This is a genomic window from Gordonia sp. PS3 (genome assembly GCF_041950545.1).
In the GTDB taxonomy this organism is placed as follows: domain Bacteria; phylum Actinomycetota; class Actinomycetes; order Mycobacteriales; family Mycobacteriaceae; genus Gordonia; species Gordonia sihwensis.
Map to the genome: position 1 here is coordinate 3,778,441 of NZ_CP169524.1, position 13,329 is coordinate 3,791,769.

Consider the following 13,329-nt stretch of genomic DNA (forward strand, 5'->3'; position numbering starts at 1 on the left):
GATCATGATCGATCCGCACTATCTCTCTGACCGCTACGAGCTGGGTGAGACACTCGGTTTCGGCGGTATGTCCGAGGTGCAGTTCGCGCGCGACCTGCTGCTGCACCGTGACGTGGCCATCAAGGTCCTGCGTGCCGATCTCGCCCGGGACCCCACGTTCTATCTGCGGTTCCGCCGCGAAGCGCAGAACGCCGCGAAGCTGAACCACCCGAGCATCGTGCAGGTCTTCGACACCGGCGAAGCGGAGACCGACGAGGGCCCGCTGCCGTTCATCGTCATGGAGTACGTGGAGGGTGAGACTCTGCGGGATCTGCTGCGCTCGTCGGGACACATCGCGCAGAAGCAGGCGATGACCTGGATGGCCGACGTGGCCGCGGCCATGGACTTCTCGCACCGGAACAACATCGTCCACCGCGACATGAAGCCGGCCAACGTGATGATCGACCGCACGGGCGCGGTGAAAGTGATGGACTTCGGCATCGCCCGCGCCATGGACGATACGTCGGCGACCATGACGCAGACGTCCGCGGTGATGGGGACGGCGCAGTACCTCTCGCCCGAGCAGGCGCGCGGCATCAAGGTCGATCCCCGCAGCGACATCTACTCGATGGGCTGCGTGCTGTTCGAACTCGTCACCGGAGAACCGCCGTTCACCGGTGACTCGCCGATCGCCGTCGCCCACCAGCACGTGCACGAGGATCCGCGGCGCCCGTCGTCGATCCGGCCGGAGATCACCCCCGAACTCGATTCGGTGATCATGAAGGCGATGAGCAAGAACCCGGCCAACCGGTACCAGACCGCGGCCGATTTCCGCGCCGACCTCATCAAGGTCCTCGCCGGCGGCAAACCGTCCGCGCCGATGCTGCTGACCGACGAGGAGCAGACCGCCCTCATCGAGTCGCCGCGCCTCGCGGTGCGCAACGAGACCCTGCCCAGCCGTCGCGGAACCGGAGACGACGGCGATGAGGAGGAGACCGGAGGACGCGGCGGTCTGCTGCGGCGCGGGCGCGTGCAGGTGGCGATCGCTATCGCTGCGATCGTCGTGCTCCTGATCAGTCTGTTCGCGTGGTCGCCGTGGAAGACCACGGCGCCGCTCATCGCCGTTCCGAAAGTCGCCGGCCTGGCCGCCGACGCCGCACAGGCGAACCTGGAGCAGGCCGGCTTCACGGTGAAGCGGACCGAGGAGGCCAGCACCGACATCGCGGCGGGCCTGGCCACCCGGACGGCGCCCGGCGACGACGTCCCGACCCCCAAGGGCTCCGAGGTGACGCTGTACATCTCGTCCGGGCCCCAGCGACAGCCCATCCCCGATCTGCGCGGCAAATCCGCCGACGAGGCCACCGAAGCTCTCAAGGTGCTCGGATTCACCGAGGTGAAGACGCAGAACTCCGAATCCACGGTCGCGCTCAAGGACAAAGTGGTCCGGACCAATCCGCGCACGGGCATTCCCGCGGCGGTGAACGCACCGGTGATCCTGTACATCGGTACCGGCCCCAAGGAGGTCACCCTTCCGGACCTGCGCGGCCAGACTTCCGGCCAGGCCCAGAACGTGCTCGACCAGCTCCAACTGGAGATGAAGACCGTGCAGGTCGATTCCGAGCTTCCGGCGGGACAGGTGGTCAGCACCTCGCCCAACCCCGGAGCGACGGTGGAGGTCGGCAGCGTGATCCAGGTTCAGGTCTCGCGCGGCAACATGTTCGTGATGCCGGATCTGCGCGGCAAGAGTCTCGAGGACGCCCAGCGGGCGCTCGAGGACGCGGGCTGGGAGCCGAACACTCTCAGCTCCAGCGAGCGCGGCGTCGGTCTCGCCAGCAAGGACGACGGCAAGGTCATCTCGCAGAGCCCGGCCGCGGGCAGCAAGCTGCGCAAGAACGCGACGGTGTCGGTGGTCATCGGCCGGGCGAGCCTGCTCCCCGGCTGACCGGGACGCCGGCTACTCGGCGCCGGCCAGCGCCTTCGCCATCTGATCTTCGAGTTCGGCGACCCTGCCCTCGGGAACTGTGAGGCCGCAGATCCGGAGCCAGTTCGCCAGCATCCGGTGACCGCCCTGCGTCAGCACGCTCTCCGGGTGGAACTGCACTCCGTGGATCGGCAGCTCCCGGTGCCGCATCGCCATGACGATGCCGGTCTCGGTGCGGCCGGTCACCTCCAGTTCGTCCGGGATCGTCTCCGGTGCCACCGTCAGCGAGTGGTACCGGGTCGCGACGAAGGGCTGCGGCAGTCCCTCCAGCACACCCACGCCGTCGTGCAAGACGAGCGAGGTCTTGCCGTGAAGGAGTTCGGGTGCCCGGGTGACGGTGGCGCCGAACGCCTCCCCGATCGCCTGGTGGCCGAGGCAGACGCCCAGGATCGGGGTGCCCGCGGCAGCCGCGACCGGAATGATCGGCTCGGTGGCACCCGCACGGTCGGGGGTTCCGGGCCCGGGGCTCAGCAGGATTCCGTCGAATTCGCCGACCACCTTCTGCAGGTCGGCCAGCTGCTCGTCGTCGTTGCGCCACACGACGGCATCCACACCCAGCTGACCCAGATACTGGACCAGGTTGTAGACGAAGCTGTCGTAGTTGTCGATGACGAGGATGCGCACGTCGTCCAGATTAACGGGTTCCCCACCTGGGCTTCGACTCAGTTACCGTAGACATATGCCTAAGTCAAAAGTCCGGAAGAAGACCGACTACACCATCAACACCGCGAGCCGCACTCCGGTGAAGGTGAAGGCGGGACCGTCCGGCCTCTGGTACCAGATCGTCATGTTCGGCCTGATGCTCATCGGTCTGGTCTGGTTGATGGTGTACTACCTCGGCGCGTCGACGGCGAAGTACTCGGCGCTCGACTGGATGACCTCGCTCGGCCCGTGGAACATGCTGATCGGATTCGGCTTCATGGTCGTCGGCCTGTTGATGACCATGGGTTGGCGCTGACCGCTGCCGAAACGACGAAGTCCCAGGTCGCGACTGCCGCTGCCGAAATGACACACATGTTATTCATCCCCACTGTGGATAGATCCTGTGGATAACAACGACTTGGCTGTGCATGAACAGTGGGCGACGCCGCTTCCCGCCGCCCTCGCACTCGTGGGAGCGGGCATCGCGCTGGGCGCCGCGGCGGCCGCGTCTTACGCCGAACCGCCCGCGATGGTCTTCATCGGGCTGGCCGCGGTGGCGTTGATCGTCTCCGGCGCGGTCTCCCTGCTCCGCAGACCGCGGCTGGTCCTGCTCGACGGTCCGGAGTTGGAAGTGCGAACGCTCCGGGGAACCGTCCGCCTCGGATCAGGCGATATCGCCGCGGTGTCGGTGCTGACCACGCGGCGGATCGTGGGACGCAGCCGCCAACTGGTGATCGACCTGCCGGACGACCGCCTGCTGGTGTTCGGCCGGTGGGATCTCGGCGAGGAGCCGGCAGCCGTGGCCGAGAAGCTGCGCGCCGCGGGCCTGCCGGTGAAGGACTCGACGAACTGAGAACCGAAGCGCTCAGCCGATGGCTGCGGCGAACCCGGTTCCGATCGCCAGCGCGATCACGAGAAGCGCCACGAGACCGATCCACCCGACGCGCGTGACCTGCTGATACGTCCGCTTCTCGGGCGGCAGTACCTTGACCGGGAGCCAGATGATCGCGGCCGCGCTCGCAGCTCCGAAGACGAAACCGCCCAAGTGCGCCCAGATCGAGATACCCGGAATGCTGAGCGAGAGCACCACGTTCAGCACTATCACCGTGATCAGCGTGGTCGCGGGCAGTTTGAGCCGGATGACCACGATCAGCAGCGCACCCAGAAGTCCGTAGATCGCACCCGACGCGCCGGCGGTCGCAGCGAGTTCCGGACCCAGCGCCACCACCGCCGCACTGCCGCCGAAGAGGCCGATCAGGTAGACCGCGAGATAGCGGGCCGGACCGAGGACGCGTTCGAGATCGGCGCCGATCAGGTACAGCGAGATCATGTTCATCGCCACATGCAGGATCGACCAGTGCAGAAAGCCGGAAGTCAGCAGTCGCCAGTACTCGTTCTCGAGACCGAGTCCGGTGACCAGGGCGCCCTGCTGCATGATGCTCGACTTCACGAGCAGGTTCGACGTCCCGCCCGCCTGCAGCACCACAGCGATGAAGGCCGCCAGATTCACCGCGATGAGACCGTACGTGACGATCGGTCTGCGGGCGGCGGCCGAGGCGTCGACGACGGGAGCGTCGGTCCGTACTCGGGCGGTGGCGTTGGCCTCGTTCACGCAGTCGACGCAGTGCTGCCCGACGGAGGCGGGCCGGAGGCAGTCCGGACAGGCCGACCGCCCGCAGCGTGTGCAGGACAGCGCTGTCGGGCGGTCGGGGTGCCGGTAACAGGTCTGGGTCAAGTTCAGCTGAGCTCGACGCTCTCGATCACGACGGCGTCGACCGGACGGTCCATGCGGTCGGTCGCGGTGGTCGCGATCGCGTCGACGACGGCCTGCGACGCCGGGTCCTTGACCTCGCCGAAGATGGTGTGGCGACGGTTCAGGTGCGGGGTCGGGCCGACGGTGATGAAGAACTGCGAGCCGTTGGTGCCGGGTCCCGCGTTGGCCATCGCGAGCAGGTACGGGCGGTCGAACTGGAGCTCCGGGTGGAACTCGTCCTTGAACTGGTAGCCCGGGCCGCCGCGGCCGGTGCCGGTCGGGTCGCCGCCCTGGATCATGAAGCCGTCGATCACGCGGTGGAAGACGGCCCCGTCGTAGAACGGCCCGCTGGTGCCGCCCTTCGCGTTCTGGGTGGAGTACTCCTTGGAGCCGTCGGCCAGCCCGACGAAGTTCTCGACGGTCACGGGCGCGTGGTTGGGGAAGAGTTCGATGACGATGTCGCCGCGATTGGTGTGCAGGGTCGCGGTCTTGTTCTGCTCACTCACACGCTCCATGAAACCACGTCGGCGCCGACCGTGACCGGCAGTGGCGTGCACCGGGTGCCTCCTGGCACGCTGGACGGATGCCGAACAAACTCCTGGTCGCCCTCGCCTCCACGCTGCTTCTCCTGCTGACCGCCATCACCGTGGTGCTGCGTCGGTCGCGGACCGCGCATCCGCCCGTCGCCGCCGCGGTACCGCGTATCGAAGACGTGCGCGGGAGCGGTGACTGACCGCCGACAGGTAATTTGTAGATCGTGACTTCCGACGACTCGCGCGATCAGAGCCCGAATCCCGCTCCGGGACCGGGTTCGACGCCCCCGGCACCGCCGACCCCGCAGCCCGGCCGGCAGGCCGCGCCGTGGGAGAAGCCGCCGGTCGCCCCCAACACGGCACCCGGGCAGCGACCCGCTCCCGCCGGCCCGCCGGGGCGGCCGAGTCACGCAAGTGCACCGACCCCCACTCCGCAGGCGCCCACGCCACCGCCGACGGTCCGGCCCACCGGCAGTCCGGCGCCGTCGGCGGCCCGGCCGGGAGGTCCGTCTCCGAGCGCGGCACCGCCCCGGCCGGGCAGCGTTCCCCCGCCTCCGGCGCAGCAACGGCCGGCGGGCTCTCCGCCGCCGAACAGCCCTCTTCCCCCCACCGGCGGTCAACGCCCCGGTGCGGGACCCGCACTCGCTTACTCGGCGGTCGGTGATCAGCAGCGACCCGACCCCACCACCGCCCTTCCGGCGGCCGGCGCGCCCGCACCGGCCAAGCCGTCGCCCGTCACCGACAAGGACTCCCAGCCCGTGACCAACGCATCGACCGCTCGATCGTCAGTCGCCGCCCCGTTGAACTGGAACGCGGTGATCGCCTTCGTCCTGTCCGCGATCGGTCTGCTGTCGCCGGTCGGCATCTGGCTGGGCTACAAGACCCGCAGGCAGATCGATGCGAAGCGGCAGCTCGGCCGCGAGTTCGCGACCGCCGCCATCATCATCGGATGGCTGTGGATCGTCTTCGTGGTCCTGGGCCTGCTCGCGTACCTGTGGATTCTGATCTGACTCAGACTCACTTCAAGTGAGTCGCGAAGAAGCGGTCGAACGCTGCCCACTGGGCGGCGTCCATGTCGGTGTGTGAGCCGTTGCCCACCACCATTCGGTAATCGACTCGATTGAGTGCGAAGTCCGCCGCGAGCTTGGCGTGCAGCGGTGACGGCACGGTGGTGTCCCGAGTGTTGAGCAGGAGCAGTATCGGCGCGTCGTATTCCGACACCGGCACCGCCATGTACTTCATCAGCGCGGGTGCCAGCGGCCCGGTGCCCAGCGGCCGCGACAGCAGCGAACCGAAGGCGATCCCCGGGTCGACGGCCGGACCGTCGCATGTCCGGCCGACCTGATCGACGAGCGCCTCCCCCTTCGGGGTGAGATAGGTGTTCACGTCCGCAGCGGGGTCGGCCGCTCGCAGGCCCGCGAGAATCGCGAGCAGGAAGTTGTACGAGCCGTTCAGCGGTGTCGGCATCGCCGGGATGTACGGGCCGAGGAAGGGCATGACCTTCTCGACGTCCGACTCCGGATCGAGGGAGACGGTGCCGCGGAAGTCCGTGCGCGGGCCGTACCACCGCTGTCGATGCGCGGTCGCCAGTGCGGCCTGGCCACCCTGCGAATCGCCCGTCACGGCCCAGCGGTTCGAGAGCGTGGGTTCCACGCTGCGGGCCGCGCGCAGCATGTCGATGGTCGCGGCGGACTCACTGCGAGTGTTCAGGTAGGGGTGAACGCCTGTATCGAAGCGGCCCAAGCCCACGTAGTCGGTGGCGACCACGGCGTAGCCGGAGTGCACGAGGCGGGTGATGTACCGATTCGGCTCGGCGTCCGGTGCGCTCTGGCCTCCGCAGCCGGGACCGTATCCGGAGGTGCCGTGCGTGTACGCCACCACCGGCCAGCCGCCCTTCGGCGCCGGTCCGGCCGGTACGAACAGTGCGCCGCTGGTCGGTACCGGTCGTCCCTGCGGGTCCTGAGTCCAGTAGTCGATGGCGCGGCCGTTCTGGAGACCGCGCCAGCCGGGCGGTCGGGTCACCACGTCGATCACCGAACCCGCCGAGTTCGACGGCGCCGCCCGAGTGGTCCCCGGCACGAGCGCCAGGGCCGTCCCCACCAGCGCCACCAGCACGAAGATTCGGCCCGCCAGTGTTCCGCGAATACCCGATCTCATGTTCGTCGACGGTACGTGTCGGCCGTTCGACGTACCCGCGATTCCGCGGATCCGACGGCGGCGGCCGAGTACCGTCGGGCTCACTGGCGAATGTTTCAGAAGCGGGCGTACCGGGAAGCCTCGACCATGAACGCAAGCACCGAACGCAGCGGCGCGGGCGCGCCGCGGCAGAACATCGCGTATCCCGGCGACACCGCGGACATGGATCCGCAGCCGAAGGACGAGATGCGCGGCTATGTCGGGAGCGGTCTGCTCGAGGGCCGGCGCGCACTGGTCACCGGCGGCGACTCGGGCATCGGACGCGCGGTGGCCGTCGCCTTCGCGAAGGAGGGCGCCGACGTCGCGATCGCCTACCTGTCTGAGGACGCGGACGCGGAGCACACCGTCGCGTTGGTCGAACAGACCGGACGACGCGCCGTCGCCCTGCGAGCCGATCTGGGCGAGGCCGCCGAATGCCGCCGGATCGTCGACGGCACCGTCGACGCCCTCGGCGGCCTGGACCTGCTGGTGAACAACGCGGGCACTCAGACGGTGGTGGACGATTTCGCGGAGCTGACTGCAGAGCAGTGGAACCGTACCTTCGCCGTCGACGTCGCGGCCGTCTTCCACACCACTCATGCGGCTCTCGAGCATCTGACGCCGGGCGGGACGGTGGTGAACACCGGCTCGATCAACGGTCTGCGGGGAAACCGCAAGCTCATCGATTATTCGGCCGCGAAGGGCGCAGTGCACGCCCTCACCTTCTCGCTCGCGCAGGCCCTGCTCGATCGCGAGATCCGGGTGAACTGCGTCGCGCCCGGTCCCGTCTGGACACCGCTGATCCCGGCCACCATGCCTCCCGACCAGGTCGAGGGGTTCGGCGAGCAGGCCCCGTACGGCCGCGCCGCGGAGCCGGATGAGATCGCGCCCTCGTACGTCTTCTTCGCCGCAGACCGCTTGTCGTCGTACTACACGGGAGAGGTTCTCGCGCCCACCGGCGGCGAGACACTGCCCGGCTGATCCGAGAGGAAGGTGACGGTCATGCCCAAGACCGATGAGAAGAACCGACCGAAGAAGTCCGAACTCCCCGACACGATCAAACGATCGCCCGCCAAGGCTCAGCGCACCTTCGCCGAGGCCCATGATGCGGCGCTCGAGGAGTACGGCTCGGAAGAGCGAGCGCATCGGGTGGCCTACAGCGCGCTGAAGCACTCGTTCGAGAAGGTCGGCGACCACTGGGAGGCCAAGAGCAGGCGCGGACCGTCCGACTCCCGCGACGAGAGCGGCGGGCCCAATCCATCGGGCAAGAGCGCCGGCGGAGTGGACACCAAGGCCACCAAGGAGCATCTGATGAACGTCGCCCGCAAGCTCGACATCCGGGGTCGGTCGCGTATGCGGAAGGCGGAACTCGTCGACGCCATCGAGAAGGCGAACCGCAAGGCGACGCGTTCGGCGCGAAAGAAGGATTGATCCCTTCAAGCGGTTGTCGCGGACCTGCCCGGTCGGTAGGGTCGATATCACTCGGTTGAACGCACAGCCGGGTTCCCGCAGACGATTGAGCGGCGGATTCTCCCGCTCTCGTCGAGCAAGAACTCTCCGATCCGCCGCGCGCGGCCGCTCCTTTTTCGGACCCGCCGCGCGACGGCGAGAGTGCGATCAAAGGAGCTCAGCAGATGACCGACGAGTACCACCGTGTCCGTGAACTTCTGCGCCGACGCGCGGACATCCCCGTCACCGACCCGCGGAACGACCGTCTCCGCGACGAGGCGATCGAAGCCTGTCTGCCGCTGGCCGGACACATCGCCCAGCGGTACCGCGAACGCGGAGAGTCGATGGACGACCTGATCCAGGTGGCGCGCGTGGGGCTGGTGCACGCGGTGGACCGATTCGATCCCTCGATGGGGACCGACTTCCTGTCCTTCGCGGTACCGACCATCACCGGCGAGGTGCGACGGCACTTCCGCGACCGATCGGCGTCGATCCGGATTCCACGCAGCGCCGGTGAACTCCGCAGCCGAATCAGGGAGGCCGAGGAGTCCTTCGCCCAGGCACACGGACGCATGCCCGGCGTCGCCGAGATCGCCGAGGCGCTCGACGAGCCGGAGTCCGCTGTACGACGTGCGCAGGCCGCGTCGGCCGCGCAGTCCACCGTCTCTCTCGACGGCAGCACGTCGGGTACCGACGACGCACGCTCGCTGCTCGAGACGGTCGGCTCCGACGAGCCCGGCTACGAGCAAGTGGAACGCTCGCTCACTCTCCGGCCGGCCTTGCGCCGCCTCCCCGAACGGAACCGGCGGATCGTCGGCATGAGGTTCTTCGAGCGTCGTTCACAAAGCGACATCGCGCGGCGAATGGGTATCTCTCAGATGCACGTCTCTCGTCTTCTGGCGTCCTCGCTGGGTCAGCTGCGCACCCAGATCGCCTGATCGGGTGCCGGTGACCGGTACGCCGTCACGACGGCGGAGGACTGCGCGGCGCACGGTGGCAGCCGTCTGCGCGATCGTGACCGCGGTGGGGATCTGCGCCTGCGCCAGTGCTCCGGGAGGACCGGCGGGTGAGTTCGCCGAATCGCTGCGCAGCTCTAGGTCGGCGGTGCTGACCGCAGCCTGGGGAATCGACGAGTGGAATCAGCGGAACCTGCTGCGCCCCACCGCCCGCGTCGTGCTCGACGACGCCGTCTCGCATGCGCTCGAAGCTCAGGGGATCATCGTCGCGCTGAAGGTCGAGTCGGCGGATGACGAGCGGGTCCGGGCGCGAGTGCACGCGGCTCTGGCCTCGTCGGTCGAAGCCGCGGTGGAGGCTCGCGGCGTGCTGCTCGGCGACCCGGGATCCGCGGCCGCGAAGTCCGCGCAACGTCGGCTCGAGCGGGTCGCATCCGGCCTCGACACGCTGTCCGAAGACGTCAGTGGTGGTCGATGATGTTGCAGCAGAACAAGATTCGCATCACGTCCGCGTCACTCGGGATCCTCACCGCGATCGGTGGGTTTCTCGACATCGGCGACATCGTCACCGACGGAGTGGTCGGCTCGCGGTTCGGTCTGTCTCTCGCGTGGGTGGTTCCGGTGGGCGTGGTCGGCATCATCCTGTTCGCCGAGATGTCGGGGCGAGTGGTGGCGTGCAGCGGCCGGGCGACGTTCGAGATCATTCGCGAGCGTCTCGGACCTCGAGTCGGCGGGCTCAACCTGCTCGCCTCGCTGGCGGTCACCGGTCTCACACTCACGGCCGAACTGGGCGGCATCGCGCTGGTTCTGCAACTGGTCAGCGGTGTGGCGCCCTTTCTCTGCATCCCGGTCGCAGCCTTCGGGGTCTGGATCATCCTCTGGCGAGCGAAGTATTCGGCGATGGAGAACGTCACCGGTCTGCTCGGACTCTTCCTGATGGTCTTCGCCGTCGTCTTCTTCCTGTTGCGGCCGGCGCCGGAGCTCGCCGGCGATCTGGTTCCCGCGGTGCCGCAAGACGAGACGGTTCCGGCGTACTGGTACTACGCCATCGCGCTGTTCGGCGCCGCGATGACACCGTACGAAGTCTTCTTCTTCTCGTCGGGCGGTGTGGAGGAACGCTGGGGAGCCCGCGACTTGCGGCGCATGCGGCTGAACGTCTTCGTCGGATTCCCGCTCGGCGGTCTCGGCGCCCTCGCGATCATGGGTGTCACCGCGGTCGCCTTCCAGCCGATGTCGGTCGAGGTCGACTCCCTGTCGGCACTGATGCTTCCGGTGGCGCAGGCCGGGGGCCTGGTCGCAGTCGGCTTCGCGCTGGTCGGAATCCTCGCAGCGACCACCGGCGCCGCACTCGAGACGGCCCTGTCGACCGGTTACGCACTGGCCCAGTACGCCGGGTGGTCGTGGGGGGCGTCCCGCCCGCCGCGCGAGGCCGCCCGATTCCACGTGACCATCGGCGTGTTCATCCTCATCGCCGCGGCGATTCTCGCCACCGGCGTCGATCCGATCGCCGTCACCGAGTACTCGGTGGTCTTCTCCGCGGTGGCACTGCCGCTGACCTATCTGCCGATCCTCGTGGTGGCCAACGATCCCGAGTACATGGGCGACCAAGTGAACGGCCGGGTCACCAACTTCTTCGGCCTGATCTTCCTCGGCGTCGTCCTCGTGGCGTCGGCGGCGGCGATCCCGTTGATGATCGCGACGGGAGCGGGCCGATGACGGACTCCGAACGCACCCTCGATCTACGGGTGCATCTCCTCGATCGCCAGATCATCGACTGTGACGGCGTGCCGGTGGGTGTGGTCGACGACGTGGAGTTCGACATGTCGCCCGGCGGGCAGACGCCACGAGTGGTGGCCCTGCTCACCGGGCGGGCCCTGCTCGACCGGCTGGTGGCGCAAACACCGGACACCACCGCGCTGGAATCGATCCCGGCGGAGGCGATCGCCGACGTGGGAGTGACGGTCGAGCTGACCGGCAGCGGAGAGGACCTGCTCTCGAATTGGCCCGAACGGTGGTTCCGCGATCAGATCGTCTCCCGCATCCCCGGCTCCGGAGGCCGGCGATGAGGGCCTCGACACTCCTCGGCACGCAGGTCCGGTGCGACGGCCGATCGATCGGACGGGTGATGGATGTGCGCCTGCGGGAGGACGACGGCGGCGCATTGCTGATCGCCGGACTCGTCGTCGGCCTGCGGCCTCGAGCCTCGTTCTTCGGCTCGTACCGGTTCGACGGCGTGCGGCCGTCGATCATCGCGCGGCTCTTGAGGTGGCGCGAGCGCGGGTCCCGGCTGATCCCGTGGTGCGACGTCGTCTCCGTCGACGACGACGTCGTGACGGTCCGCCCCGGCGCCGACTGACGCCGACGCCGGGTACGAGCCCCGTCCGCGTGGTAGATGTTGAACTCACATCGTTCGCATCCGAATGATTGGGTCGCCAAACGCTTCGTGCGTGCGCGGACCGCAACCCGAGAAGGGGCTGTGATGACCGGGGACACCACTGAGCACTCCCAGGACTCCCGGGTCGGCAGTTTCCGGTATCTGTTCGCGACCGACGAATGGGAATGGTCCGACGAGGTGGCTCGCATGCACGGTTATCGGCCCGGCAGCGTGAAACCGACCACGGAACTCATCATCAGTCATAAGCACCCCGACGACCGCGGTGCCTTCGAATACCAACTGACCCGGGTGCACCGGGAACACACGCACCTGTCCAGCCGCCACCGAATCATCGACGTGCAGGGGCGAGTCCATGATGTGACCGTGATCGGCCGTACCTTCGACGGCGGGTCGGGAACCCCGATCGGCACGGAGGGCTACTACGTCGACGTCACCGTTCCCGACGAGACCGTCCGCGCCGAGGTGGCCGCGCACATCGAAGACTTCCGGCAGTCGCACGCCACCATCGAGCAGGCCAAGGGGATGCTGATGGTGGTCTACGGGGTCACCGCCGAGCACGCCTTCGACGTGCTGCGCTGGCGATCACAACAGGAGAACATCAAGCTCAAGGATCTGTGCGACGCGATCGTCGAATCCGCGATCCGGAACGCCCAGTTGCCGCGGGAGACCCGAAGCGAGTTCGACTTGATCGTGCTCGGTCGCCGTTAGGCCGGCCGGCCGCGCCTGCTTCCCCGGTAGGCGTTACGCCGCAGCGAGCCCAGCCAGGCGGGTACCTGTTCGACACCCGACGGCATCGTGTCGACCGGATCGAAGGCCACATCGGGATCGACGCCGACCCGCGTCAGATCGACGAACCCGAGCGGTGTGCGGTGATCTGTCCGTCGCGCCTCCAACGACAGGCCACCGCCCGCCTGCAGTGCGTCGGCGAGCGAGGCGAGATCAAGGCCTCCGAGGACGTGCGGGGCCAGCAGTCGCGCCGACACCGTCCAGTGTTCGCCCTGCCACGCGAAGGGACTGATCGTCGAGACCTCGAGGTCGTTCCACGTGGCAGTCGGGGTCGGGACGTCGACGACACCGATTCTGCGCACCGGACCCGACAGCAGGAGATCCCAGTGCCGGGGCTCGCCGACGTCGTCGGTGTCTCCGGTCGGCAGTCGGAGGGCCACTCCGACGAGGTCGGGCAGCCCGGCCGGGGTGCCGAGTCCCTTCGATATCCGCACCACTGTCGGACCCGATGCCAGCGGCAGCTGCTCGGCTTCGATTGTGGCGTCGCCAGCGCACACCAGACCGTGTCGATGGACGGCGCGGCCGTGACGCAGACCGGCCACAGTCGCGAAAGTCTTCTCGACGAGCGAACTCGTGCTCGTTGCCGGCATGGCTTCCTCCTGAGGCTCGGTTCGTCGGACCACCGACGAGTACCCGGATCACCGCACGGCCAACCATCGATCGCCGGTGTTTGGGATCGCTCC

The 13,329-nt window shown here is 68.2% G+C and carries 18 protein-coding genes; 13 read left to right on the forward strand and 5 right to left on the reverse strand.

Translation table 11 applies throughout. From position 1 onward, the window contains the following. Nucleotides 1–4: 4 nt before the first annotated feature. Nucleotides 5–1,921, forward strand: coding sequence for a Stk1 family PASTA domain-containing Ser/Thr kinase (pknB, locus tag ACE11G_RS17460; protein ID WP_006896810.1), 1,917 nt, complete (start codon nucleotides 5–7; stop codon nucleotides 1,919–1,921). A 12-nt stretch (nucleotides 1,922–1,933) separates the two neighbouring features. Here pknB and ACE11G_RS17465 read toward each other — a convergent pair whose 3' ends face one another. Continuing rightward, a complete protein-coding gene (locus ACE11G_RS17465; protein WP_006896809.1) occupies nucleotides 1,934–2,584 on the reverse strand; it encodes an aminodeoxychorismate/anthranilate synthase component II in 651 nt (216 codons plus the stop codon). Nucleotides 2,585–2,639: 55 nt separating this feature from the next. On the opposite strand from ACE11G_RS17465, the gene crgA reads away from it, so the two are divergent. Together crgA and ACE11G_RS17475 are read left to right on the forward strand one after the other, a co-directional pair. Then, the gene (gene crgA / locus ACE11G_RS17470) at nucleotides 2,640–2,918 is read left to right on the forward strand and encodes a cell division protein CrgA (protein ID WP_006896808.1); all 279 of its coding nucleotides are present in this window, start codon (nucleotides 2,640–2,642) and stop codon (nucleotides 2,916–2,918) included. Nucleotides 2,919–3,026: 108 nt separating this feature from the next. After that, a complete protein-coding gene (locus tag ACE11G_RS17475; protein ID WP_101841501.1) occupies nucleotides 3,027–3,455 on the forward strand; it encodes a PH domain-containing protein in 429 nt (142 codons plus the stop codon). Nucleotides 3,456–3,467: 12 nt separating this feature from the next. Here the strand turns inward: ACE11G_RS17475 and ACE11G_RS17480 are convergent, their stop codons facing one another. Continuing rightward, complete coding sequence (locus ACE11G_RS17480; protein WP_375003249.1) at nucleotides 3,468–4,214, reverse strand: rhomboid family intramembrane serine protease; 747 nt, start codon at nucleotides 4,212–4,214, stop codon at nucleotides 3,468–3,470. A 125-nt stretch (nucleotides 4,215–4,339) separates the two neighbouring features. Continuing rightward, nucleotides 4,340–4,870: a peptidylprolyl isomerase gene (locus ACE11G_RS17485; RefSeq protein WP_006896805.1), complete on the reverse strand. Its 531-nt coding sequence runs from the start codon at nucleotides 4,868–4,870 to the stop codon at nucleotides 4,340–4,342. Between the two features lie 68 nt (nucleotides 4,871–4,938). Between ACE11G_RS17485 and ACE11G_RS17490 the strand changes: the two genes are divergently transcribed. Both ACE11G_RS17490 and ACE11G_RS17495 read left to right on the forward strand, forming a co-directional pair. Beyond that, nucleotides 4,939–5,088 (forward strand): hypothetical protein, encoded by a 150-nt coding sequence (locus tag ACE11G_RS17490; RefSeq protein WP_169317717.1) that lies wholly within the window; start codon nucleotides 4,939–4,941, stop codon nucleotides 5,086–5,088. A gap of 24 nt (nucleotides 5,089–5,112) precedes the next feature. Next, a complete protein-coding gene (locus ACE11G_RS17495; RefSeq protein ID WP_157225326.1) occupies nucleotides 5,113–5,898 on the forward strand; it encodes a DUF4190 domain-containing protein in 786 nt (261 codons plus the stop codon). Between the two features lie 7 nt (nucleotides 5,899–5,905). Here the strand turns inward: ACE11G_RS17495 and ACE11G_RS17500 are convergent, their stop codons facing one another. Beyond that, a complete protein-coding gene (locus ACE11G_RS17500) occupies nucleotides 5,906–7,045 on the reverse strand; it encodes a S9 family peptidase (RefSeq protein ID WP_222110794.1) in 1,140 nt (379 codons plus the stop codon). A gap of 126 nt (nucleotides 7,046–7,171) precedes the next feature. Here ACE11G_RS17500 and ACE11G_RS17505 point away from each other — a divergent pair, with 126 nt between their 5' ends. The 8 genes from ACE11G_RS17505 to ACE11G_RS17540 all read left to right on the forward strand — a co-directional run bounded on the left by ACE11G_RS17505 (nucleotide 7,172) and on the right by ACE11G_RS17540 (nucleotide 12,568). Continuing rightward, nucleotides 7,172–8,044, forward strand: a complete 873-nt coding sequence (locus ACE11G_RS17505) for an SDR family oxidoreductase (protein WP_006896802.1) — start codon at nucleotides 7,172–7,174, stop codon at nucleotides 8,042–8,044. Between the two features lie 21 nt (nucleotides 8,045–8,065). Beyond that, on the forward strand, nucleotides 8,066–8,494 hold the full coding sequence (locus ACE11G_RS17510) for a ChaB family protein (RefSeq protein ID WP_006896801.1): 429 nt from the start codon (nucleotides 8,066–8,068) through the stop codon (nucleotides 8,492–8,494). Between the two features lie 203 nt (nucleotides 8,495–8,697). Beyond that, nucleotides 8,698–9,450, forward strand: coding sequence for a SigB/SigF/SigG family RNA polymerase sigma factor (locus ACE11G_RS17515; protein ID WP_278125605.1), 753 nt, complete (start codon nucleotides 8,698–8,700; stop codon nucleotides 9,448–9,450). A 55-nt stretch (nucleotides 9,451–9,505) separates the two neighbouring features. Further along, on the forward strand, nucleotides 9,506–9,943 hold the full coding sequence (locus ACE11G_RS17520) for a hypothetical protein (protein ID WP_045538779.1): 438 nt from the start codon (nucleotides 9,506–9,508) through the stop codon (nucleotides 9,941–9,943). Then, on the forward strand, nucleotides 9,943–11,181 hold the full coding sequence (locus ACE11G_RS17525) for an NRAMP family divalent metal transporter (RefSeq protein WP_375004185.1): 1,239 nt from the start codon (nucleotides 9,943–9,945) through the stop codon (nucleotides 11,179–11,181). Before ACE11G_RS17520 ends, ACE11G_RS17525 begins: the two co-directional genes overlap by 1 nt. Next, nucleotides 11,178–11,531 carry a hypothetical protein gene (locus ACE11G_RS17530; protein ID WP_006896797.1) on the forward strand — a complete coding sequence of 118 codons (354 nt, stop codon included), beginning with the start codon at nucleotides 11,178–11,180 and terminating at the stop codon, nucleotides 11,529–11,531. Before ACE11G_RS17525 ends, ACE11G_RS17530 begins: the two co-directional genes overlap by 4 nt. Further along, a complete protein-coding gene (locus tag ACE11G_RS17535; RefSeq protein WP_278125601.1) occupies nucleotides 11,528–11,821 on the forward strand; it encodes a PRC-barrel domain-containing protein in 294 nt (97 codons plus the stop codon). The genes ACE11G_RS17530 and ACE11G_RS17535 overlap by 4 nt, the downstream gene beginning before the upstream one ends. A 123-nt stretch (nucleotides 11,822–11,944) precedes the next feature. Beyond that, nucleotides 11,945–12,568: a PAS and ANTAR domain-containing protein gene (locus ACE11G_RS17540; protein ID WP_006896795.1), complete on the forward strand. Its 624-nt coding sequence runs from the start codon at nucleotides 11,945–11,947 to the stop codon at nucleotides 12,566–12,568. Here the strand turns inward: ACE11G_RS17540 and ACE11G_RS17545 are convergent. Beyond that, on the reverse strand, nucleotides 12,565–13,236 hold the full coding sequence (locus ACE11G_RS17545) for a hypothetical protein (protein WP_375003255.1): 672 nt from the start codon (nucleotides 13,234–13,236) through the stop codon (nucleotides 12,565–12,567). The genes ACE11G_RS17540 and ACE11G_RS17545 overlap by 4 nt on opposite strands. Nucleotides 13,237–13,329 lie beyond the last annotated feature (93 nt).

What these genes read in the sequence shown, in the direction of transcription:
- ACE11G_RS17540 (WP_006896795.1), top strand. Translation starts at nt 11,945, where the DNA reads ATGACCGGGGACACCACTGAGCACTCCCAGGACTCCCGGGTCGGCAGT.
- ACE11G_RS17505 (WP_006896802.1), top strand. Translation starts at nt 7,172, where the DNA reads ATGAACGCAAGCACCGAACGCAGCGGCGCGGGCGCGCCGCGGCAGAAC.
- ACE11G_RS17515 (WP_278125605.1), top strand. Translation starts at nt 8,698, where the DNA reads ATGACCGACGAGTACCACCGTGTCCGTGAACTTCTGCGCCGACGCGCG.
- ACE11G_RS17535 (WP_278125601.1), top strand. Translation starts at nt 11,528, where the DNA reads ATGAGGGCCTCGACACTCCTCGGCACGCAGGTCCGGTGCGACGGCCGA.
- pknB (WP_006896810.1), top strand. Translation starts at nt 5, where the DNA reads ATGATCGATCCGCACTATCTCTCTGACCGCTACGAGCTGGGTGAGACA.
- ACE11G_RS17525 (WP_375004185.1), top strand. Translation starts at nt 9,943, where the DNA reads ATGTTGCAGCAGAACAAGATTCGCATCACGTCCGCGTCACTCGGGATC.
- ACE11G_RS17490 (WP_169317717.1), top strand. Translation starts at nt 4,939, where the DNA reads ATGCCGAACAAACTCCTGGTCGCCCTCGCCTCCACGCTGCTTCTCCTG.
- ACE11G_RS17530 (WP_006896797.1), top strand. Translation starts at nt 11,178, where the DNA reads ATGACGGACTCCGAACGCACCCTCGATCTACGGGTGCATCTCCTCGAT.
- ACE11G_RS17500 (WP_222110794.1), bottom strand. Translation starts at nt 7,045, where the DNA reads ATGAGATCGGGTATTCGCGGAACACTGGCGGGCCGAATCTTCGTGCTG.
- crgA (WP_006896808.1), top strand. Translation starts at nt 2,640, where the DNA reads ATGCCTAAGTCAAAAGTCCGGAAGAAGACCGACTACACCATCAACACC.
- ACE11G_RS17485 (WP_006896805.1), bottom strand. Translation starts at nt 4,870, where the DNA reads ATGGAGCGTGTGAGTGAGCAGAACAAGACCGCGACCCTGCACACCAAT.
- ACE11G_RS17510 (WP_006896801.1), top strand. Translation starts at nt 8,066, where the DNA reads ATGCCCAAGACCGATGAGAAGAACCGACCGAAGAAGTCCGAACTCCCC.
- ACE11G_RS17545 (WP_375003255.1), bottom strand. Translation starts at nt 13,236, where the DNA reads ATGCCGGCAACGAGCACGAGTTCGCTCGTCGAGAAGACTTTCGCGACT.